At 35.1% G+C, this 22,509-nt stretch carries 24 protein-coding genes; 15 read left to right on the plus strand and 9 right to left on the minus strand.

Annotation, left to right across the window (positions count from 1 at the left end; translation table 11 throughout):
• Positions 1 to 78 precede the first annotated feature (78 nt).
• Positions 79 to 1,632, minus strand: a complete 1,554-nt coding sequence (putP, locus tag KM149_RS04415; protein WP_060829670.1) for a sodium/proline symporter PutP — start codon at positions 1,630 to 1,632, stop codon at positions 79 to 81.
• A 358-nt stretch (positions 1,633 to 1,990) separates the two neighbouring features.
• On the opposite strand from putP, the gene gatC reads away from it, so the two are divergent.
• From gatC to KM149_RS04450, 6 genes are all read left to right on the plus strand, one after another.
• Entirely contained in the window at positions 1,991 to 2,293 is a 303-nt protein-coding gene (gene gatC, locus KM149_RS04420; protein WP_050345415.1) for an Asp-tRNA(Asn)/Glu-tRNA(Gln) amidotransferase subunit GatC, read from the plus strand.
• A gap of 2 nt (positions 2,294 to 2,295) precedes the next feature.
• Positions 2,296 to 3,756: an Asp-tRNA(Asn)/Glu-tRNA(Gln) amidotransferase subunit GatA gene (gene gatA, locus KM149_RS04425; RefSeq protein WP_016425527.1), complete on the plus strand. Its 1,461-nt coding sequence runs from the start codon at positions 2,296 to 2,298 to the stop codon at positions 3,754 to 3,756.
• 13 nt (positions 3,757 to 3,769) lie between these two features.
• Positions 3,770 to 5,197, plus strand: a complete 1,428-nt coding sequence (gene gatB, locus KM149_RS04430; RefSeq protein ID WP_214971733.1) for an Asp-tRNA(Asn)/Glu-tRNA(Gln) amidotransferase subunit GatB — start codon at positions 3,770 to 3,772, stop codon at positions 5,195 to 5,197.
• Between the two features lie 717 nt (positions 5,198 to 5,914).
• Positions 5,915 to 6,847 (plus strand): diacylglycerol kinase, encoded by a 933-nt coding sequence (locus tag KM149_RS04440; RefSeq protein WP_016425524.1) that lies wholly within the window; start codon positions 5,915 to 5,917, stop codon positions 6,845 to 6,847.
• Between the two features lie 154 nt (positions 6,848 to 7,001).
• Positions 7,002 to 8,363 carry a 23S rRNA (uracil(1939)-C(5))-methyltransferase RlmD gene (gene rlmD, locus KM149_RS04445; protein WP_182280733.1) on the plus strand — a complete coding sequence of 454 codons (1,362 nt, stop codon included), beginning with the start codon at positions 7,002 to 7,004 and terminating at the stop codon, positions 8,361 to 8,363.
• A 75-nt stretch (positions 8,364 to 8,438) separates the two neighbouring features.
• Complete coding sequence (locus KM149_RS04450) at positions 8,439 to 8,993, plus strand: metalloprotease family protein (RefSeq protein ID WP_182280732.1); 555 nt, start codon at positions 8,439 to 8,441, stop codon at positions 8,991 to 8,993.
• A gap of 172 nt (positions 8,994 to 9,165) precedes the next feature.
• On the opposite strand, the gene KM149_RS04455 is transcribed toward KM149_RS04450, so the two are convergent.
• Entirely contained in the window at positions 9,166 to 9,519 is a 354-nt protein-coding gene (locus KM149_RS04455) for an SdpI family protein (RefSeq protein ID WP_165546145.1), read from the minus strand.
• Positions 9,520 to 9,808: 289 nt separating this feature from the next.
• On the opposite strand from KM149_RS04455, the gene dinB reads away from it, so the two are divergent.
• On the plus strand, positions 9,809 to 10,879 hold the full coding sequence (gene dinB / locus KM149_RS04460) for a DNA polymerase IV (RefSeq protein ID WP_165546144.1): 1,071 nt from the start codon (positions 9,809 to 9,811) through the stop codon (positions 10,877 to 10,879).
• Here the strand turns inward: dinB and KM149_RS04465 are convergent.
• On the minus strand, positions 10,874 to 11,434 hold the full coding sequence (locus KM149_RS04465; protein WP_214971730.1) for a 3'-5' exonuclease: 561 nt from the start codon (positions 11,432 to 11,434) through the stop codon (positions 10,874 to 10,876). The genes dinB and KM149_RS04465 overlap by 6 nt on opposite strands.
• 228 nt (positions 11,435 to 11,662) lie before the next feature.
• The gene (locus tag KM149_RS04470; RefSeq protein WP_016425518.1) at positions 11,663 to 12,166 is read right to left on the minus strand and encodes a ferritin; all 504 of its coding nucleotides are present in this window, start codon (positions 12,164 to 12,166) and stop codon (positions 11,663 to 11,665) included.
• Positions 12,167 to 12,360: 194 nt separating this feature from the next.
• Between KM149_RS04470 and murT the strand changes: the two genes are divergently transcribed.
• Both murT and gatD read left to right on the plus strand, forming a co-directional pair.
• Positions 12,361 to 13,680 (plus strand): lipid II isoglutaminyl synthase subunit MurT, encoded by a 1,320-nt coding sequence (gene murT, locus KM149_RS04475; protein ID WP_182280730.1) that lies wholly within the window; start codon positions 12,361 to 12,363, stop codon positions 13,678 to 13,680.
• Entirely contained in the window at positions 13,673 to 14,395 is a 723-nt protein-coding gene (gene gatD / locus KM149_RS04480) for a lipid II isoglutaminyl synthase subunit GatD (protein WP_050345420.1), read from the plus strand. Before murT ends, gatD begins: the two co-directional genes overlap by 8 nt.
• Before the next feature lie 93 nt (positions 14,396 to 14,488).
• Here gatD and KM149_RS04485 read toward each other — a convergent pair whose 3' ends face one another.
• Positions 14,489 to 15,487 (minus strand): FUSC family protein, encoded by a 999-nt coding sequence (locus tag KM149_RS04485; protein WP_214971727.1) that lies wholly within the window; start codon positions 15,485 to 15,487, stop codon positions 14,489 to 14,491.
• 97 nt (positions 15,488 to 15,584) lie between these two features.
• On the opposite strand from KM149_RS04485, the gene map reads away from it, so the two are divergent.
• The 5 genes from map to vraR all read left to right on the plus strand — a co-directional run bounded on the left by map (position 15,585) and on the right by vraR (position 19,206).
• Positions 15,585 to 16,346 (plus strand): type I methionyl aminopeptidase, encoded by a 762-nt coding sequence (map, locus tag KM149_RS04490; protein WP_050330546.1) that lies wholly within the window; start codon positions 15,585 to 15,587, stop codon positions 16,344 to 16,346.
• Positions 16,347 to 16,443: 97 nt separating this feature from the next.
• Positions 16,444 to 16,833, plus strand: a complete 390-nt coding sequence (locus KM149_RS04495; RefSeq protein WP_050345422.1) for a hypothetical protein — start codon at positions 16,444 to 16,446, stop codon at positions 16,831 to 16,833.
• A 12-nt stretch (positions 16,834 to 16,845) separates the two neighbouring features.
• A complete protein-coding gene (gene vraT / locus KM149_RS04500) occupies positions 16,846 to 17,547 on the plus strand; it encodes a cell wall-active antibiotics response protein VraT (protein WP_050345423.1) in 702 nt (233 codons plus the stop codon).
• Entirely contained in the window at positions 17,544 to 18,587 is a 1,044-nt protein-coding gene (vraS, locus tag KM149_RS04505; RefSeq protein ID WP_165546141.1) for a sensor histidine kinase VraS, read from the plus strand. Before vraT ends, vraS begins: the two co-directional genes overlap by 4 nt.
• Complete coding sequence (gene vraR, locus KM149_RS04510; protein ID WP_050330550.1) at positions 18,577 to 19,206, plus strand: response regulator transcription factor VraR; 630 nt, start codon at positions 18,577 to 18,579, stop codon at positions 19,204 to 19,206. Before vraS ends, vraR begins: the two co-directional genes overlap by 11 nt.
• 54 nt (positions 19,207 to 19,260) lie before the next feature.
• Here vraR and KM149_RS04515 read toward each other — a convergent pair whose 3' ends face one another.
• From KM149_RS04515 to KM149_RS04530, 4 genes are all read right to left on the minus strand, one after another.
• A complete protein-coding gene (locus KM149_RS04515) occupies positions 19,261 to 19,833 on the minus strand; it encodes a beta-class carbonic anhydrase (RefSeq protein ID WP_165546140.1) in 573 nt (190 codons plus the stop codon).
• 33 nt (positions 19,834 to 19,866) lie between these two features.
• On the minus strand, positions 19,867 to 21,126 hold the full coding sequence (locus KM149_RS04520) for a YihY/virulence factor BrkB family protein (RefSeq protein ID WP_060829677.1): 1,260 nt from the start codon (positions 21,124 to 21,126) through the stop codon (positions 19,867 to 19,869).
• A 291-nt stretch (positions 21,127 to 21,417) separates the two neighbouring features.
• Complete coding sequence (locus KM149_RS04525; RefSeq protein ID WP_050345425.1) at positions 21,418 to 21,705, minus strand: YtxH domain-containing protein; 288 nt, start codon at positions 21,703 to 21,705, stop codon at positions 21,418 to 21,420.
• A 7-nt stretch (positions 21,706 to 21,712) separates the two neighbouring features.
• Positions 21,713 to 22,171: a low molecular weight protein-tyrosine-phosphatase gene (locus KM149_RS04530; RefSeq protein ID WP_050345426.1), complete on the minus strand. Its 459-nt coding sequence runs from the start codon at positions 22,169 to 22,171 to the stop codon at positions 21,713 to 21,715.
• A gap of 132 nt (positions 22,172 to 22,303) precedes the next feature.
• Here KM149_RS04530 and KM149_RS04535 point away from each other — a divergent pair, with 132 nt between their 5' ends.
• On the plus strand, positions 22,304 to 22,507 hold the full coding sequence (locus tag KM149_RS04535) for a DUF1128 family protein (protein ID WP_165546139.1): 204 nt from the start codon (positions 22,304 to 22,306) through the stop codon (positions 22,505 to 22,507).
• Positions 22,508 to 22,509 lie beyond the last annotated feature (2 nt).

A 22,509-nucleotide genomic window follows, 5' to 3' on the forward strand; every position in this document is an offset into this window, starting at 1 on the left:
TTAGCGCTTCCTCTTTATATTGGGATTTATTTCCCAGATGCTTTATATAATGAATAGTGTGTATGAGGCAATGAAGCGTTATTGATGTGCTTTCGCTTCTTGAAGTTGACGTTTGACTTCGTTTAAGTCTTGTTCAACAAAATCACCTGGTTTTTTCGTAACTTTTGAGACGAGTATTGTAACAATTAAACTTGCTAGAAAACCTGGAACGATCTCATATAAATTAAAGAAGTCATTGAACTTTCCATAAGGATGTGCAAAGACAATCCATAATATCACTGTGAGTGCACCAGCAATCATACCACTGATTGCGCCTGTTCGAGACAATCCTTTCCAATAAAGAGATAAAATCATTAAAGGACCAAATGCAGCACCAAAACCTGCCCACGCATTTCCTACTAAATTTAAAATCGTATCATTTGGTGTCCATGCAATTGCAATAGCAGCTAATGCTACAATGATTACTGAGATTCGACCGACTAAAACAAATTCTTTTTCATGCTTTTCTGTATCTGCTTTGTCCTGACGAATGAGCTTGTAGAAATCCTCTGTTAACGAACTAGATGTAACGAGTAATTGTGATGAAATTGTACTCATAATGGCTGCTAAAATAGCGGCTAACAAGAATCCGCCTACCAATGGATGGAAGAGGACTTGGCTCATCAATATGAACAAAGTTTCAGGGTCTTTAATTGTGACACCTTGAGCCGGTACAAATGCGATTCCTAATAAACCAACAAATACGGCACCTAATAAACCGACAGCCATCCAGCTAATACCGATACGGCGTGTGAAACGGAATAATTTAATCGAACGGATGGACATGAAACGAACGAGAATATGAGGTTGACCGAAGTAACCTAGTCCCCAAGCAAAGAATGAAATAATACCAATCAAAGTTGTACCACGGAATAAATCGAGGTTTGTCGGTTTCATCTCTGCGATGGAATGAAAAGTATCTAATCCGTTAAGTTTAAGTAAGACGACAATTGGCACCATGACCATTGCCACTAACATGATGACCCCTTGGAAGAAATCTGTAATTGAAACAGCAAGATAACCACCAAAGAAAGTATAGAGAATGACAATGACAGCGATAAGCACGAGGCCAGTATGATAATTTAAGCCAAATGCACTATCGAATAACTTTCCTCCTGAAACAAGTCCAGCATGCGTATAAAGTGTAAAGAAAACAACAATAATTAAACCAGAAATAATTTTAATTAAATTGGATTGATCGTTTAATCGGTTTTTAAAAAAGTCTGGCAATGTAATCGCATCGCCCGCTATTTCAGTGTGTACACGTAATCTTGGTGCAACGACTAAATAGTTAATATAAGCACCTAAAGTTAAACCGATGGCAAGCCACAACGCGGACAAACCTGTTGAGTACACTTCTCCCGGCAACCCCATAATCATCCAACCACTCATGTCGGATGCACCAGCAGATAATGCTGTGACCCACGGTCCAATATTTCTGCCACCTAACATGTATTCACTTAAGTTGCTTGTTGCTTGTTTGTATCCGTAGTAGCCAATGCCAAGTAAGATGGCAAAATAGATGATAATCATGATGTATGTTTGCCAGTCTGGATTGACTTGGCTAGATAAAGTAGAACCAACTAAAAACATATGAATCCTCCCCTTTTGATTTAAGTGACATATGGTTTATTATACAGAATAAAAAATGAATGAACAGCAGTATTTCGCTTTTTAAGATAAAAACAATTTCGAAACATGTTGGGAACAGTTGGTGATTATGAATCGATTGTATTATTCATTATAAAACAGTTTTAGCGGACGACTTGGAATCGACTAATTAAAACATTTGAATTTTGACCGACCAAAGCTAAAGAGGGATAGCTTAGATAAAAAAATCAAATTAAAGGCCAGTAAATGCTTTAATGAACTTTGAAATATTTTAGATTTTTAGCTTAGAATTTGGTACAATTTATAGATAAAAGAGTATTTTTAAGGAGGCTATATCATCATGGCTGAAATTACCAAAGACCAGGTTGCACATATTGCTAATCTTGCGCGTTTAAATGTGACTGAAGAAGAAACAAGTGATATGCAGCAAACATTAGAAGGTATTTTAAATTTTTGTCATCAAATTGATGCTGTCGATACAGAAGAAGTGAAACCAACGCATCATGTATTAGATCTACAAAATGTTTTACGTGAAGACGTGGCAGGACAAGGGTTGCCACAAGAAAAAGTATTGAGTAATGCAAAAGAAGTTGAGGCTGGACAATTTAAAGTACCGGCAGTTATGAATGGGGAGGACGCATAAATATGAGCATCCGTTATGAGTCTATTGAAAATCTGCAAAAGATGATCAAGGAGAACCAAATTAAGCCTTCAGAAATTGTGAAAGATATTTATCAAGCAATCGAAGAAACTGATCCTACAATCCAATCATTTTTAGCGTTAGATAAAGAAAATGCAATTAAAAAAGCCGAAGAATTAGATGAATTACAAGCGAAAGGCGAAATCAATGGTAAATTGTTTGGTATTCCAATGGGTATCAAAGACAATATTATCACAGAAGGTCTTGAGACAACTTGTGCAAGTAAAATGTTAGAAGGTTTTGTACCGATTTATGAGTCTACAGTGATGAAAAAGTTGCATCATGAAAATGGTGTGTTAATCGGTAAAGTCAACTTAGATGAGTTTGCTATGGGTGGATCTACAGAAACGTCTTACTTCAAAAAAACTGTTAACCCATTCGATCATAAAGCTGTACCTGGTGGCTCTTCAGGAGGTTCAGCAGCAGCAGTCGCAGCTGGTTTGGTGCCATTCACATTAGGTACTGACACAGGAGGTTCTATCCGTCAACCTGCAGCCTACTGTGGTGTTGTTGGTTTGAAGCCTACTTATGGTCGTGTTTCTCGTTACGGCCTTGTCGCATTTGCCTCATCGTTAGACCAAATCGGTCCAATTACAAGAAATGTGAAAGATAATGCGCTTGTTTTAGAAGCCATTGTTGGTGAAGACGAAATGGATTCAACAAGTGCTCCAGATGGATCAACTGATTTCACATCAGAAATTGGGCAAGATATTAAAGGAATGAAAATAGGTTTACCTAAAGAATATATTGGCGAAGGTGTCGACCCAGAAGTCAAAGAAGCGGTATTGAAAGCGGCAGAAACGTTTAAATCTTTAGGTGCAATTGTTGAAGAAGTATCATTACCTAGAACATCTTATGGTATCCCTTCTTACTATGTGATTGCCTCAGCGGAAGCATCATCTAACTTAGCACGTTTTGATGGTATTCGTTACGGTTACCACTCTAAAGAAGCACAAACATTAGAAGAATTATACAAACTTTCAAGAAGTGAAGGTTTCGGTCAAGAAGTAAAACGTCGTATTTTATTAGGTACGTATGTATTAAGTTCAGGCTATTATGATGCCTATTATAAAAAAGCACAAAAAGTCCGTACATTAATCAAACAAGATTTTGAAAGTGTATTTGAAGACTATGATGTTATTTTAGGACCGACAACACCAACTGTCGCATTTGATATCGGAGCTGAAATCAACGATCCATTAACAATGTACGCGAACGATTTGTTAACTACGCCTGTCAACTTAGCAGGTTTACCTGGTATCTCTATACCTTGTGGTTTAGCAGAAAATGGTCGTCCTATCGGTTTACAAATCATTGGTAAGCCATTTGATGAAAAAACAGTTTACCGTGTGGCACATCAATACGAAACGCAATTTAATTTACACGATCAATATCAAAAATTATAAGGAGTGGCAATCAATGCATTTTGAAACAATAATCGGACTTGAAGTCCATGTTGAATTGAAAACAGACTCAAAAATGTTTTCGAATGCACCAGTAGCATACGGTGCTGAGCCAAATACAAACACAACCGTGATCGATTTAGGTTATCCTGGTGTCTTACCAACGGTTAACCGTCGTGCAGTGGATTGGTCAATGCGTGCAGCGATGGCCTTAAATATGGAAATTGCTACAGAATCTAAGTTTGACCGTAAAAACTATTTTTACCCAGACAATCCAAAAGCCTATCAAATCTCTCAATTAGATCAACCTATTGGAGAAAATGGTTATATTGATATTGAAGTGAACGGTAAAACAAAACGTATTGGTATTACAAGATTGCATATGGAAGAAGATGCAGGGAAATCGACACATAAAAACGGCTACTCACTTGTTGACCTAAACCGTCAAGGGACACCTCTTGTTGAAATCGTTTCAGAACCTGATATTCGTTCACCAGAAGAAGCATATGCTTATTTAGAAAAATTACGTTCTATCATTCAATATACAGGTGTATCTGACTGTAAAATGGAAGAGGGTTCGTTACGTTGTGATGCGAACATCTCTCTACGACCTTACGGACAAGAAAAATTTGGTACAAAAGCCGAATTGAAAAATTTAAATTCATTTAACAATGTTCGTAAAGGTTTAGAATATGAAGTTAAACGCCAAGAAGAAGAACTCTTAAATGGTGGCGAAATTCTACAAGAAACACGTCGTTTCGAGGAATCAACAGGTAAAACAATTTTGATGCGTGTTAAAGAAGCATCAGATGATTATCGTTATTTCCCAGAACCAGACATCGTGCCATTGTACATTGATGAAGACTGGAAAGCGCGTGTTCGTGCCTCAATCCCTGAACTTCCAGATGCACGTAAAGATAAATATGTGAAAGAATATGGTTTACCTGAATACGATGCACACGTTTTAACATTAACAAAAGAAATGTCTGACTTCTTTGAAGAAGCAGTGGCTGAAGGTGCAGAAGTGAAGCTCATTTCAAACTGGTTAATGGGCGGGGTTAATGAATATTTAAATAAAAACCAAATTGAATTACAAGATACAGCACTTACACCATCGAACTTAGCAGGCATGATCAAATTGATTCAAGATGCTACGATGAGTAGTAAGATTGCGAAAAAAGTATTCCCTGAATTAGCTAAAAATGGTGGGGATGCTAAGCAAATCATGAAAGATAAAGGGCTTGTTCAAATTTCAGATGAAGGTGAAATTCTTAAATTTGTTCAAGAAGCAATTGCAAGTAATCCACAATCTGTTGAAGACTTTAAAAACGGAAAAGGAAAAGCGATGGGCTTCTTAGTAGGTCAAATCATGAAATTATCTAAAGGACAAGCTAATCCACAATTAGCAAACCAATTGTTAAAACAAGAATTAGAAAAGCAATAAGGGTTTAATTTCAATATAACAAACGGGACTGGGTTTTCACGCTCAGCCCCGTTTTTTCTATTAAAAAAAGACTTGCTCAAGTACAAACGTATTATCTAAAATTTAGTCTTAAAATCATAAATGTCCTATCTACTTTTTAAAAACCGATCGTTAGATTATAGATTCTTTTTAAAAAGCATATATACCCCATACACAGATGTATTAACAAGAAATGGTACTAAACAATAAGCAAAAATGACAAAAAAATCTCCATCGGCTTTCAAAATAAAGAAAAACAATATAAGTGAGAAACAGCTAATTATCAGTCCTAAAAAAGGTAAGCTTCTCATATAAATATCCAAATTTTCCTTCGCCTTTTTCACTAAGTTACCTCCGATATTCATTTCATTGCAGAAATTCTTAAATAATGTTTATACACAAAAAATACATGATTAATTATATTTAATCAAATAAAATCATAACTATAAACTAGTTTCAAATAATTAATCTTGAAATAAAGGTTGATAATATACCAAATGTTTTAAGTGCATAGAAATAGTTAGATTTACAGCATCAAAAGCCTTTAACGTCAACCTTAAATGTCTATTTGTGATGGGAACAATAGAGGAGCAGTCGCTACTTTGAATAAATTTGATTAAATTTAGACGTTTTTAGCTTTCAATACAACAATGTTTACTATAATATAAGTTGTGAGTACTGAAAAATTGAGGGATAGAAATGAGAAAACGCGCGAGAATAATTTATAATCCTACATCAGGAAAAGAAATGTTTAAACGAGCTTTGCCTGACGTGCTTGTTAAAATGGAACAGGCTGGTTATGAAACAAGTGCCTATGCCACACAAAGGGTAGGCGATGCAACGGAAGAAGCTGCGCGAGCTATAGATGCGCATTATGATTTGTTAGTTGTTGCAGGTGGTGACGGGACATTAAATGAAGTCGTGAATGGTATTGCCGAAAAGCCACAACGTCCTAAGCTTGGATTGATTCCTATGGGAACAGTTAATGACTTTGGAAGAGCGCTCCATTTACCTACAGATATATTTGAAGCGGTTGATGTCATTTTGGAAGGCAAAACAGTTCAAGTCGATATTGGAAAAATGAATAGTCGCTATTTTATTAATTTAGCGGGTGGCGGAAAAATCACAGAGGTTTCGTACGAGGCACCTAGCAAGTTAAAATCAATAGTTGGCCCATTTGCATATTACATTAAAGGATTTGAAATGTTGCCACAGATGCATGCGGTTGATGTCCGAATTGAATATGATTCACATGTTTTTGAGGGTGAAATTATGTTGTTCCTACTTGGATTAACGAATTCAATGGCAGGATTTGAAAAACTAGTGCCGGATGCCAAATTAGATGACGGTAAATTTACTTTATTAATTGTGGAAAAAGCAAATTTAGCTGAACTCGGTCATATTATGACTTTGGCTTCTAGAGGGGAACATATTAAACATCCAAAAGTACACTACCATAAGGCACAGTCGATTAATATTTCTTCGTTCAGCGATATGCCATTAAATGTAGATGGTGAGTACGGGGGTCAGTTACCTGCGAACTTTTTAAACTTAGTTCGTCATATCGAGGTCTTTTCGCCAGGGCAAGATCGCAATGAATTACTGATTGACGAACCGACGCAGTCTGAATAAATTGGATGAAGTGTCACCATCGTATCGTGTTATACTATCTTGATGAAGCAACACATCAACGTGGGGTGGAATTTTAAATCTAGTGTTAGATTTGATTCCACTCCTTTATCTTTGGTTAAAAGGACTTCTAATTCGAAAAAGTGAGTTGAATAACATGGGTTTAGTCAAAAAAAATGAAGTTTATGAAGGGGAAGTTGTGGATCTCACACATGAAGGACATGGTGTAGTTAAAAAGGAACGTTATCCGATATTTATTCCACAAACTTTAGTCGATGAGAAAATAAAATATAAAGTTATTAAAGTTAAAAAGAATTTTGCGATAGGGAAGTTAATAGAAGTTCAATCACCAAGTCAAGACCGTGTCGAACCGCCTTGTGTCTATTATCAACAATGTGGTGGGTGTCAATTACAACACCTTTCTTATGAAGCGCAGTTGGAGATGAAAAGAAAACAAGTGATTAATCTTTTCCATCACAAAGGGAAGATGACACATGTGCCTATTCATCCTACAGTTGGAATGGAGCACCCTTGGCATTATCGTAATAAGTCACAAATTCCTGTAGGTACAGGGCGTCATAATGAAGTCGAAATGGGATTTTATCGTCAACGCAGTCATCAAATTATTGATATGGAACAGTGTCTCATTCAATATGATGACCAAAATGAAATGATGAATATGGTGAAGGATTTATTGAAAAAATATCACATCGCGCCTTATGATGAACAACAACATAAAGGCTTAGTCCGTCATTTAGTTGTTAGAAAAGGCTATTATACACAAGAGATTATGGTTATCTTTGTGATAAATGGGACGAAACTTCCATATCAAGATGAAATTGTAGCGGCATTAACACAAAAATTTAAAAATATAAAAAGTATCAAGTTGAACTTTCAACATGATCGATCCAACGTGATTATGGGAAAAACATCTCGTACAATCTATGGTCAAGAAATCATTGAAGATCAATTGGAACAGCTTACTTTTGAAATTGGAGATTTGTCATTCTATCAAATTAATGTCACACAAACACAAAAGTTATACGCGAAAGCACTCGAATATGCTAAGTTAACAGGTCGTGAAACGGTGCTAGATGCATATTGTGGCATAGGGACAATTGGCTTATTTATGGCGCCGCATGCGAAACATGTGTATGGGGTAGAGGTGGTACCTGAAGCGATTGAAGATGCGCAACGAAACGCACAAAAAAATCATATTTCTAATACGACATTTGTTGCGGGTGCTGCTGAAGATGTTATCTTGAAGTGGCAGAAAGAAGGTATTCAACCCGATGTTGTTACCGTTGATCCCCCTCGTAAAGGCTGTGACGAAACATTTATTCAGACTTTGAATCAACTTGCACCTCAACGCATTGTATATGTCTCTTGTAATCCAAGTACGCAGTTAAGAGATATCGAAAGTCTCACCGATCAATATGAATTAAAAGAGATAACGCCAGTAGATATGTTTCCTCATACAACACATGTTGAAACTGTGGCACTTTTAGAAAGAAAATAGGGCTTTAGTCGCTACAACTGTATACAATTGTAAGTTATAATAGAGATAACAGATACATCATAAGAGGGTGAATGCATGTATAGAATTGACCTTTTTCATAATAGGCAAGTGATGAAGCGCTTCTTATTGCTTCAGGTTATAGTTGTGTTAGCTTTTATTGTATTGAGTTATAAATGGGCGATGATTGTCACTACAATTCAAGAACAACGCTTTTTTACAAATATAATTATCGGTATTTTAGGTTTTTTGGTTATCGTTTGTTTTCATGAGGGGATGAAAACATTACTTTTGAAGATGATTTCAAATGAGCAATCACGTTCCTATCAACTGAAAAACGGTGTACTTTTAACATTTTTGCCTGAGTATTTCTTTAACCGAATTACGTTTTTAACGGTAATGTTACTGCCATCCGTTTTAATTTGTTTATTGTTATTTGTTATTTTCATCAACCTGCCTTATACATCTGTTATATTTGTTTTTGCGATTTACATGGGTTATTGTTTAATTTCTTTTTACCTTGTTTTTATCGCGTTGAAAGATAAAAAAGCACAGTATTTTGAAATGACAGAAGACGGATTAATATTATATCAACAGAAGCCAACGCACTATACAAATAAAATGAATGATTAAAATCTTCAATGATAAATGCACATGTGAAGATCAACAATCGACCACACTAAAACGAACGGCATGTCACAGTGCACCGTTCATTAAAGTGTAGTCGATTTTTATTATGAAATGAGTTATAAAGTCAATGGGTCTAACATCATTATCCACGGGAATTCCGAAGCTAATTAGGTATTTATTTTTGCTGTGTCTTAGCAAATTTTCGTACTTTAATCTCTGTGGTGATAACGATGATAAAAGTGATGAAGATAATGACAAAAGCTTGTATGATGATTGATGTTTCTTGAATAAAGTGAAGCAAATCATAAATCAACCAACCGATGCCGATAATGAGTGAAATTATATTGATCTTGAGAAAATCCTTTAAAAATTGGCGCTGAGCAAATAGCCAAATTTCTTTCGATTTTAATGTCGTAGGCGTTCTAAAACCAATCCATAGGTTGGGTTGATCACCAATATGATTTTTTAGCGCAAAGTGTATTAATTTTATAACGAGTATATAAATCAAATTGATGACTGTTAATAACATAGGTTTTCATCTCCTTTGTTAGGTAGGCTGTATAGTTGCTAATCTCTCTTATTATAGTATTTTTTAGCAACTTATAGCATAATTATTTTTGGTAATTGGGCGATTGGTTTTAATTTGTTTTTCAATATTAAATGTTTTGATGTAGCTATAATCATATTTGTCTAAGTAAATAGAGCGCGATTTTCACGAGTTAGATTTAAAGAGCCAGTCAAATTGATAGAACAAAACCAACCTATCCGTTTAAATTAAAGTATGTGAAGGAAAGCGATGGATGAGAGGAGGGTGTTATATGGGCGAGCGTCGTATTATTCATATTGATATGGATTTCTTTTTTGCACAAGTGGAAGTACGTGATCATCCGAAATTACGAGGAAAGCCTGTTATTGTGGGTGGAAAGGCAAGTGGTCGGGGTGTGGTTTCTACAGCATCTTATGAAGCTAGAGCTTTTGGTGTACATTCAGCCATGCCTATGGCGAGAGCCCACCAGTTATGCCCGGACGGTTATTATGTTACGCCGAGATATGAAGTGTATCGAGAAGTTTCTCAACAAATTATGGATATATTTAAAAGTTATACAGATCAAGTGGAACCTTTGTCTTTAGATGAGGCTTTTTTAGACATTACTGATTTAGTACGACCCGACCTTCCTGCATCTCGTATCGCTCAATTTATACGGCGAGACATTTATGAGAAAACGAAGCTGACTTCAAGCGCAGGTGTCTCATATAATAAGTTTCTTGCCAAATTAGCCAGTGGGATGAATAAACCCAATGGACTCACAGTCATTGATTATGACAATGTACATGATATTTTAATGGGGTTAGATATCGGTGATTTTCCAGGTGTAGGGAAGGCATCAAAAGCGAAGATGCAACAACATGACATTTTTACTGGAAAAGATTTATATCAAAAATCAGAAAGAGAGCTTGTGCAACTTTTTGGAAAGAAAGGCCAACATCTTTATGAGCGTGTACGGGGGCGTGATCAGAGAAGTGTTAAATCAGAGCGGATTCGGAAAAGTGTGGGGGCAGAACGTACTTTTTCAATCGATACGAATGATGACGAAGAGATATTACAAAAAATTGAAATGCTGTGTGATAAAATTGCCGAGCGACTGGAAAAATTGAATCAAGCGGGACGAACTGTGACAGTGAAAATTAAGACGGACCGCTTTGAAAATTATTCCAAACAGCGAAGTTTAAATACACCGGTCAGGGAAGCGGAAGACATTTATCAAGTGGCTTACGAACTTTATTATGAGCTTAAAGAAGCAGATACGCCGATTCGATTAATCGGGGTCACAGTCGGTAGTTTGCAAGATGCGTTTTTTCGAAATATGACCATTTATGATTATTTATAATGAATCTTTATCGGTCAGTTGCTTACCGTAAATTTGAAGCACATTTTCTAAACTTGGATAGTGTTTTAAAAGGCGATAAGTAATCATGGCACATGCTTTAGCATCATTTAAAGCGTCATGGTGACCATGAAAATCCAATTTAAAATGTGACATCATATGTTTAAGACCGTGTCTTTTGGAAGTAACAGTACGTTTTGATAATTGATAAGAACAAAAGTAAGTCATTGGAGGCGTTTGCATATTTGCAGCTTGAATGCTAGCATGCAATACAGACATATCAAATGCAGCATTGTGCGCGACAACAGGTAAATTATCTATAAATTGCAACATATAAGGATACACATACGCAAAATCAGGTGCATCTTGTACATCGCTTTGATGAATACCATGTATTCTAATATTTTGCGGTGAGAAGTAATCTTTCGGATTGACTAATGTGTAAAATGTTTCAGTCAGCTGATTATCAATCACTTTGACCATACCCACTGAACAAATGCTTGTTCTTTTATAATTGGCAGTTTCAAAATCGAGTGCTACAAAGGCATTACTCGCCATGTCATTCAACTCCGTTAAAAAAGATATATAAATATTAACATAATCTAAGAAATCATAAAAATAATTTTCATAATGATAGATTGCATGATGAATATAAATAAGACATCCATCAAAACAATAGCGTAGAGATGGATGTCTCATTTAATTTTAAAAGTTTCGCATGATAAAAATATAAATCGTTGTTTAACAGCAACCGACTTTGCTGAATATAACTGATTCTTATTTCAATTATGCTTGGTCGTTAAATCGACGTGAAGCTAATTCTTTTTCGTATAGGTAAAGGGTATTTGCATCATCGCCAATACGTTTTAAATAATCGATATGCGTTTCAAACATCGCTTCTTCTTCAACTTGTTCATCTAAGAACCAGTTTAAAAATGAAATTGTGGCATAATCTTTTTCTTCACGTGCGATTTCAGAGAGTTCATAAAAATGTTTTGTGACATGTTGTTCTTGTTTGAGTCCATCTTCAAACGTTTCAAGTATAGAATTAAAGTCAACTTTAGGTGCATTCAAGTCACTGAATACAGCTTTTTCACCACGATCATTGATGTAATCATAAATTTTTTGACCGTGAAAACGTTCTTCTTTAGCTTGTTCTATATAGAAATTTGCAAAGCCCTCATAAGAATGATAGTCACAATATGCAGCCATAGCCATATACGCATGAGCTGCAAAATATTCATGATTCATTTGTTGATTTAAAGCATCTAGTAATTTTTGATTTAACATAAAAGTCACCCCATTGTAAGATTGTGCCCCACAGACATTTTACCTTTTTTAACCCATTGATGCAAAAATGCAATTCGACTGGCTGACTATAAATATATCCTAAAAATAGGGGCGTTAATCTTCATCGTTTAATTTATTTTGTAAAATCGCGCGTCATGGTATAATGTTTTAAGTAAATTGGAGGAGAAAGTGCTATGAGACAATGGACAGCAATTCATATGGCAAAACTTGCCAGAAAAGCAAGTCGTGCAACAGGCCGAAAAGGGACAGATTTGCCAGGTCAAGTTGCGAGAAAAATTGATAAAGATATTTTACGTAAATTAGCAGGTCGTGTTGATGAAGTTGTATTTGTGAGTGGCACAAATGGTAAAACGACGACCTCTAATTTAATCGGTCATACATTAAGAGCGAATAACATTGAAATTATTCACAATAATGAAGGAGCAAACATGGCAGCTGGCATCACTTCAGCTTTCATTGTTCAATCTTCAAATCAAACAAAAATTGCAATTATAGAGATTGACGAAGGTTCAATACCTCGTGTTTTAAAGGAAATGACGCCAACGAAAATGGTTTTTACTAATTTTTTCAGAGATCAAATGGATCGTTTTGGAGAAATTGACATTATGGTGAACGGTATTATTTCAGCGATTCAAGGTAAAGGTATTCATCTGTTATTAAATGCAGATGACCCGTTCGTCAGTCGCTTGAAAATTGCGAGTGATCACGTCACTTATTACGGTATGAAAGCACATGCGTATACGTTTGAACAGTCTACGATGAATGAAAGTCGTTACTGTCCGAATTGTGGGGCGCTTTTAAACTATTCCCATATTCATTATAATCAGTTAGGTCATTATACATGTCGATGCGGTTTCAATCGCCAAACCCCAAAATACGAAGTGAAATCATTTACAATTGATCCTTTTATTAAAATGAATGTCAATGATGCGACATTTGATATGAAAATAGCTGGGGATTTTAACGCGTATAATGCGTTAGCGGCCTATACAGTTTTAAAAGAGCTTGGTTTAGATAATGAAGCTATTAAAAAAGGTTTTGAAACATATACGTCTGATAATGGTCGAATGCAGTATTTCGAAAGAGGTACAAAAAAAGCGCTCATTAATTTAGCTAAAAACCCTGCTGGTATGAATGCTTCCATTGCGATGGGAGAGAAATTAAATGAATCTAAAGTATATGTAATCAGCTTAAATGATTTTGCGGCAGATGGTAAAGATACATCATGGATTTATGACGCCGATTTTGAAAAGTTAAGCGAGCAAGAAATAGAAGCGATTATTGTGACAGGGGCAAGAGCGGAAGAATTACAATTACGCTTAAAAATCGCGGAAGTAAATGTTCCAATTATTCTTGAAAAAGATATCTATAAAGCTACAGCAATGACTATGAATTATGATAGTTTTACAGTTGCGATTCCAAACTACACGTCTTTAGCACCAATGCTTGAACAATTAAATCGCTCGTTTGAGGAGGATGAGCCTAATGCATGAGTTAACGGTTTATCATTTTATGCCAGATAAATTAAATTTATATAGTGATATTGGTAATATTATGGCGCTCAAATATCGAGCAAAACAAAGAAATATTCAACTTCATGTCGTAGATATCAACGATACAAGTGATATTGATTTATCAAAAGCGGACCTGTTTTTTATCGGAGGTGGCAGTGACCGAGAACAAAGCTTAGCGACTGAGTCATTGCGTAAAATAAAAACAGAGTTGAAGACAGCCATTGAAGATGGAATGCCAGGATTGACAGTTTGTGGTGGATATCAATTTTTAGGAGAAAAATATATTACACCAAGCGGTGAAGTACTCGAAGGTTTACACATTCTTGATTTTTATACAGAGGCGAATCAAGAGCGATTGACAGGGGACATTGTAATCGAAAGTGAGACTTTTGGTACGATTGTAGGTTTTGAAAATCATGGTGGACGGACGTATCATCAATATGATGCGCTAGGGACTGTGACCTATGGTTATGGTAATAATGATACAGACAAAAAAGAAGGTCTACATTATAAAAATTTGTTAGGAACTTATTTACATGGTCCAATTTTACCAAAGAACCATGAAATGACGGACTATTTATTGAAAGCTGCTGCAGAACGAAAAGGTATTCCTTTTGAACCCCTTCATATTGATAATGCTGAAGAAGAACAAGCTAAACAAGTATTAATTGACCGTACACGAAAACAAAAATAAGTTTGATAAACAATAAAAGCGTGGGATAAGAACTTTCTGAGTTCTACTATCTCACGCTTTTATTGTTAGACTATCTAACGTTTGTTGTCTTAGTTATTTTACCCTGTATCTCAAAAGAAGAAGACGATATATCAACAATATCTCATAAATGGTATGACTTTTAACTTGGTTTTGATCAAAGTCATTTAAACTTTTAACTGAATTTTTAAGTGTTGTAGCCGCCTTTCTTTCTGGCATAAACGTTCCGCATTTGAAAATTTGATCAATGCGTTGAGAAATTGAAATAATAGCGATTTTTTCATCATGACTAAATAACATCATCGCATCTTTTGGTAAATAGATGATGTTGGATAAATGGGTAATCATTAGTCGATTTTCATGTGCCCGGTTGGTTAATTTACGAAGACGCAACCATTCTTCAGAGTGATTTTTTTCTTTATGATATTTCAACTCATCACGTTGATAACCTAAAAGTTCTTCAATACGGGTGTTTAACACATGAAGTGCTTCGACTGCTTTATCACTTTTATCGGATTGAAATAAACCTAACATAAGTTCCTTCATCCGTTCATCAAATAAATGATATATTTCTCTTTCAGATTTTTCTATTAAGGCATCAATTTGATTGTAATATTTGGGAGGCATAATCACAAAGTTGACCAATCCAGCCGTGACTAAGCCTATAATTGCAGTAAGTAAGCGAGAAAAAAAGTTGAATGTATAATTGTCGTGAATATCTGGAATCATCGCTAATGCGGTTAAAGTGGCAACGGTAATTCCCACATGTAAATTAAATCTGATACATAATAAAATGGTAAGTGTCGCAGTTAATCCATATGTAAATGCGGAATCATCGCCCAAAAAATAAGTACAGACGACAGCGATAAATGCGCCCATTACTGTGGCTGGAAGCCTCTTATAGCCTTTTCGAATGGAAGCCTTAACGGTGGGTTCTATTGTCACAACTGCTGATAAAATAGCGAAAATGGGGTTAAGATTCAGTGATAAGCAAAACAATGCAGTTAAAAAAGTGGCTAAGCCGGTTTTAAGTGTGCGGGCACCTACTAAATTTTTGTACCATTTATCCTTCATAATTCAAAATCTCCTGTTCCATAGTTCATTATTAGTATATCAAAAATTTTTTGTTATAATAAGGACTGTATAAATTTTTAAAAGGAACGGGATAAAAATGATAGTAAAAACTGATGAAGAATTACAAGCTTTAAAAGAAATTGGTGCAATCTGCGCAAATATTAGAGATACTATGAAAGCAGCAACAAAACCAGGCATTACAACAAAAGAGCTAGATAATATTGCGAAAGATATGTTTGAAGCTTCAGGTGCGATTTCTGCACCGATTCATGATGAAAATTTTCCTGGCCAAACTTGTATTAGCGTGAATGAAGAAGTCGCACATGGAATTCCAAGCAAACGTGTGATTCGCGAAGGAGATCTTGTGAATATTGATGTATCTGCACTGAAAAATGGTTATTATGCAGACACAGGTATTTCATTTGTCGTAGGCGAGACAGATCAAGAAATTAAACATAAAGTATGTGAAGTCGCTCAAGAAGCGTTTGATGCTGCCATGAAAAAAGTGAAACCAGGCGCAAAGTTGAGTCAAATCGGGAAAGCTGTTCATGCGACAGCGCGTAAAAATGATTTGAAAGTTATTAAAAACTTAACAGGTCATGGTGTAGGTGAATCTTTACATGAAGCACCTGCACATGTTTTAAACTATTTTGATCCTCAAGAAAAAACGTTACTCAAAGAAGGTATGGTACTTGCAGTCGAACCTTTTATTTCTTCAAATGCAACTTATGTTACAGAAGGTAAAAATGAATGGGCATTTGAAACTAAAGATAAAAGTTTTGTTGCGCAAATTGAACATACGGTGATTGTCACAAAAGATGGACCAGTATTAACAACAAAAAGCATCGATGCTGAATAGATTGAGACTTAAGTCTTAAATAGAAATGGTTCTGTAGCCTATTCCTTAAGGCGCAGGACCATTTTATAATAGGGGTAACATATGAGGTGATTTGATTATGGTACAACTATTAAGAGCCTATTTTGAAAGATTTTTTTATGAACTTTATCATCAAGTATTCAATCAATATTTAAACCACTTAGATTTGAAAATACATGATATCGACCAAGCTTTGTATTATATGCAACATAAAAAAGTACAGTTACAGTTGATGATTGACAGAAGAACAATTGAATTAGAAAATAAATATATCGATCTGATGGATCAACATCATATTCATTGTGCAAAAAATATTTATGGCGTTGATATTAATACAATTAAAGATGATTTGAACGAAATTGAAAAAGAGTATGCGCAATTAGAAGCATTTTACCAACAGTTGAATGAAGATAAAAATTACGTAAAGAGGGAATGCGATTTACTTCAATTATTGTTACGTGCATACTAGAAAGGTGGAAATATGACACAAAAATATATTTCGACCGAGTTGCTCATTATATTTACTGCTCTTATGATTATAGCCAATTTTTACTATATCTTTTTTGAAAAAATCGGCTTTTTATTCGTGTTATTACTTGGTAGTATTTTAATGTATGTCGGTTATATTTATTTTCATAAAGTGCGTGGATTACTCTGTTTTTGGATTGGGACGTTAATGATTTTATTTACATTACTGTCCAATAAATACACGCTGATTATTTTATTTATTTTTATTATCATCGTAGCGGTACGTTATATTATTTATAAACGTAAACCTTTAGAAATATTATCTACGGATGATACGACTGAAAAACATAGTTTTATTAAACAAAAATGGTTTGGTGACCAAAAAACACCAGTTTATGTGTATAAATGGGAAGATTTGCAAATTCAACATGGCATGGGTGATATTGTAATAGACATGACGAAAGCGGCCAATTTGAAGATGCAAAACCATGTTGTCATTCGTCATATTGTAGGTAAAGTACAAGTCATTGTACCTTTAAATTATAATGTAAAATTAAATGTTTCTGCATTTTATGGTAAAGTGACGCTCGACCGTCAACAATGTAAAATCGAAAATGACAACATTCAGTTAACCTCACAACATAAAGTTGAAAATTATACCGTTAATATTTTCGTCTCAACATTTATAGGTGATGTTGAGGTGGTTTATCGATGAACCATTACGTTCGTGCCATAGGCTCAATGTTGATTTTAGTCTACAGTATGTTTACTGCTTTTTTCTTTATTGATAAGGTTTTTACTAATATCATTTATTTTCAAGGTATGTTTTATACCCAGATTTTTGGGATTCCCGTATTTATCTTTTTAAATTTAATTGTTATCTTTCTCTGTATTATTGTGGGTAGCGTACTTGCCTATAAAATCAATCAACAAAATGATTGGTTGAAGCAACAAATTGAACGTGCATTTGAAGGGGAAACAGTAGGTATAAATGACCAACATATCGAATTATATAATGAGACGATTGAACTGTATCAGGCCCTTGTCCCTTTAAATCAAGAACTTCATAAAATGCGTATTAAAACTCAAAATTTAACGAATGAATCTTATAATATGAACGATTTGAAAGTAAAAAAAATTATTGAAGATGAACGACAACGGCTGGCTAGGGAATTACATGATAGTGTGTCCCAACAACTCTTTGCGGCAAGTATGATGTTATCCGCAATCAAAGAAACGGATTTAATCCCACCACTAGATCAGCAAATTCCAACTTTAGAAAAAATGGTTCAAGATTCTCAGTTGGAGATGCGGGCGTTATTGTTACATTTGAGACCGATAGGACTTAAAGACCGCTCGTTAGGTGAAGGTATTAAATCATTAGTTACAGATCTACAAAGAAAAGTTCCAATGAAAGTTGTACAAGAAATTGACGAATTTGAAGTGCCTAAAGGGATAGAAGACCACTTATTTCGAATCACTCAAGAAGCAATCTCTAATACATTGCGTCATGCTAAAGGAAAACAAGTTACTGTCGAATTGCTCAATCGTGAAGACTATTTATTACTGCGTATTCAAGATGACGGTATCGGTTTTAATGTAGATGACAAATTAGAGCAAAGCTATGGACTTAAAAATATGCGTGAACGTGCAATAGAAATCGGGGCAACATTTCATATCGTTTCATTGCCAGACGCTGGGACGAGAATAGAAGTAAAGGCACCACTTGATAAGGAGGTACATAATGACAATTAAAGTGTTATTTGTAGATGATCATGAAATGGTTAGAATTGGAATATCTAGCTATTTATCCACGCAACCGGATATTGAAGTTGTAGGGGAAGGAGCTTCAGGGAATGAGGCTATTCAAAAAGCACATGAACTTCACCCGGATTTAATTTTAATGGATCTTGTGATGACAGACATGGATGGTGTTGAAGCGACAACACAAATCAAAAAAGATTTACCACACATTAAAGTGGTCATGCTCACAAGTTATATTGAGGATAAAGAAGTCTATCGTGCCCTAGATGCAGGTGTCGATAGTTATATTCTTAAAACGACAAGTGCAAGTGATATTGCGGAAGCGATACGAAAAACGAGTCAAGGCGAGTCTGTATTTGAAGCAGAAGTACTTGTGAAAATGCGAAATCGTATGAAACAAAGAGCGGAATTATATGAGTTATTGACTGAGCGTGAAATGGAAATACTATTATTGATATCAAAAGGATATTCAAACCAAGAAATCGCAAGCGCTTCTCATATTACGATTAAAACAGTGAAAACGCACGTGAGTAATATTTTAAGTAAATTAGAAGTACAAGATCGCACGCAAGCAGTGATTTATGCTTTTCAACATGGATTAATTGAATAATATAGAAAGCGGGACAGAAATCGTTTTGACTTCTGTCCCGCTTGTTTAAAAACATTAGATTGAATTTTTTCCGTAACCATCATGGACAAGATCTAACGCACCAGTGTGCGGATCAATGACTAATCCATGAACAGGTACCTTCTTGTCAAATAGGGGGTGAGAATAAATCATTTGTATATTCTTTTCAACATTTTCATAAACGTCATCAAAGCCTTTTAAAAAGTTAGGAACATCAATGCCAGAGTGCTCTAATATATCAAACGTCTTTTGATCGACACCCCGTTGTTCCATCGTTTTCATAACAGCGTCGACATCAATATTCCCCATACCACAATCTTTATGCCCCATAATAATAATTTCTTCAGCACCCAGTGCATAAATACCAACAAGTAAACTACGCATCGTTGAACCATAAGGATGACTAATTGTAGCACCAGCATTTTTAACGACTTTTAAATCACCGTTTGTAAAACCAAGTGCTTTTGTTGATAAATCTTGTAATCGTGTATCCATACAAGTCAGCAATACAGCCTTTTTAGATGGTGTTTTACTTGTACTATATTGTTCATAAGCTTTGCTTGCCACAAAGTCTTTATTGTATTTTAAAATTTGATCTAATAATGTCACCCTAAGCGCCTCCAATGTGTTTCAAATTCAGTCTTATTTATCGTCAGTTGTTTTAATATGCTTTGAACGTCCCGTATGGGAATGTTCAACTTTTTTAGATTCTGAATCTATTGATGATTTTACATCTTGATTTTGATGTTGTTCAAATTTATCCGACTGTGTCCCATAGTTATTGTACGCAGTCGCTAAATCATCGTCCTTATTGGCCTCAAGTTCATCATACGTTTCTTCTTCAGGTGTTTTTCCTTTAATTACTTTACGCTGGTGCATTATCGCATTTACTTCAGCACCAATAATTAAAATGAATCCAGTGATGTATAACCAAAGCATTAAAACAATGACACCACCGATACTACCATAAGTTTTAGAATAGTTACCAAAGTTTGAAACGTAAAAACCAAAAGCAAGTGTACCTAAAATCCATGCAACTGTTGAAAATAACGCGCCAGGTAGTACGGATTTTAGTTTGATTTTCACATTAGGTGCAACGGTATATAAAATTACAAATACGATAAATATGACTAAAACAGGCAACGCTGTACGAATAAGACTAAATACCCAACGTACTTGCTCGTCTAAACCGAGTGGCCCAAATAACAAGTTCCCGATTTGTTGACCAAAAGTAAATAGAACGAGTGTGACAGGTAGAGTAATTCCAACGAGTAAAGTGAAAAATACTGCTAATGCTTTTGATACGATAAAATTACGACTATCTTCAACATCATATGCGACGTTAAATGAATTCATTAACGCAGTGATACCGTTCGAAGCTGTCCACAAAGCCAAAATTAAACCGACTGAGAGCAATCCACCACTGGCATTGCCCATGACATCATTTATGATACTCGTAATGATGGAGGCTGTATCGGCAGGCGCTTTATCTTTAATTTGATCAATAATTGCTTGTCTATCGATATTGAACATTGGAACTAAAGATAAAATAAAGATAAGCATTGGGAACAATGAAAGCATGAAGTAATAAGCCAACTGTGCAGCGAGACCAGAGGCATCATCTTTTCCTATACGATAAATCAAATAACTAACAAAATTAGGGCGGTCAGTATATTTTACTGGTTTGTTTATTCTTGAGACAAAGAAGGTTTGGTTGTCTTTAGATGCTTCTTTAGATTGAAACTGTTGAGGCTTAACATAAATACGGTCTTCTTCAATTTCACCTTTTGCATCGCCTTTACGATTAGGATGCTGCCCTTCATTTTTAGAATGATGGTCATTTGAGAACTTGCTTTTCACCTCATCTACAAGGCTTTTTGATTTTTCTTCGTTTTTTGACATATCGAAGCTCCTTCTTTTGATATTAAAAAAGGCAATCTCTGAGTACATTCTAAAAGAATGCATTGAAATTGCCCGTGATAAGAGCGTAACGCCAACGAACTGTACATGTTTTACGGCATAGAGCGGGTGAGCAACTATAGTCCATCAACAAATGCGTGAAATTCAAACTTCATTTAAATTTCTATTAATCTGGTTATTGTAGCTCACACGTTCATAGCGTTGGCATGCGGTGTTGAAGTTGACGTGAATCTGTTGTGCGCTTATCCCCGCTTATTGTTTAAAAGTTTTTACTTATAAACCGATTTGTTTATTGTTTTTACGTTCAACGAATGTATCTTTAGCTTGACGCAATGAACGTTCTAATTCTGGATTGTTACGACGAATTTCATCAATTGTATCTTTCCAATAGAAGAACTCATCTTTCAATTCTGCAAATTTAGATGGCTCGCTTGAACGTTCACCTGTTTTAATTTGATGAACTGATGATTTAAGTGAACGACGTGTGTTTTTGTCGATCAATGCAATCGCTCCACCAATTGTAGCGCCAATTAAAATCCCCGGTAATAATTTGTTTTGCATAATGTTGTTACTCCTTTCGCGTATCCTGAATAATATAGTCTATTAAATGATCACAAGAAGATTGTATCATCTCATAGACGCCTTCAAAATTATTTGTGTAATATGGATCAGGTACATCTGTTTCTGTCATATCACTAAACTCTAATAATTTAAATAACTTCCCTTTAAGATGAGGATTAATTTTTTTAATATTATCTACATTGCTTTGATCCATTGCAATAATGTAGTCAAAATCATCTTGTGCTGTAAATAATTCACTAATCATACCATCAAATGGGATGTCGTGCGCTTTTAAAATTTTTTGAGTACCCTCATGAGGGGGCTCTCCTAAATTCCATTTGCCCGTTCCTCTTGAGTATACTTCAATGTTGTCAATATTGCGATCTTTAAGGCGTTGACGCATAATTGCTTCAGCCATTGGAGATCGACAAATATTGCCTAAACATACAAAAGCAACTGTTGTCATGTAGATAACCTCCGTGTCCTAATCTATATGCCCATTTTAGCTGTTTTTAAAACAATACGAAAGTAATTCTGTTAAAAATTTTTCAAATATTCGTCACTTTGATAAAATATTGTAGACGAAAGGATGGTAATCATGTCAAAGACAATTGAAGAAATGATTATAGAAATACGCAATCGATTAAACTTAGTAAATCCAGGTTTGATTGATCCAGATAACTACAGCGAATCCCATCGCGAAGAAATAGAAGATATTTATGCTTTTGTATCAACAAAAAAGGATTTTACACCTCGTGAAATGTCCGGTATTACAGAGGCATTGGGTGATTTAAGAAAATAGAC

It is taken from the genome of Staphylococcus coagulans, assembly GCF_022557135.1.
In the GTDB taxonomy this organism is placed as follows: domain Bacteria; phylum Bacillota; class Bacilli; order Staphylococcales; family Staphylococcaceae; genus Staphylococcus; species Staphylococcus coagulans.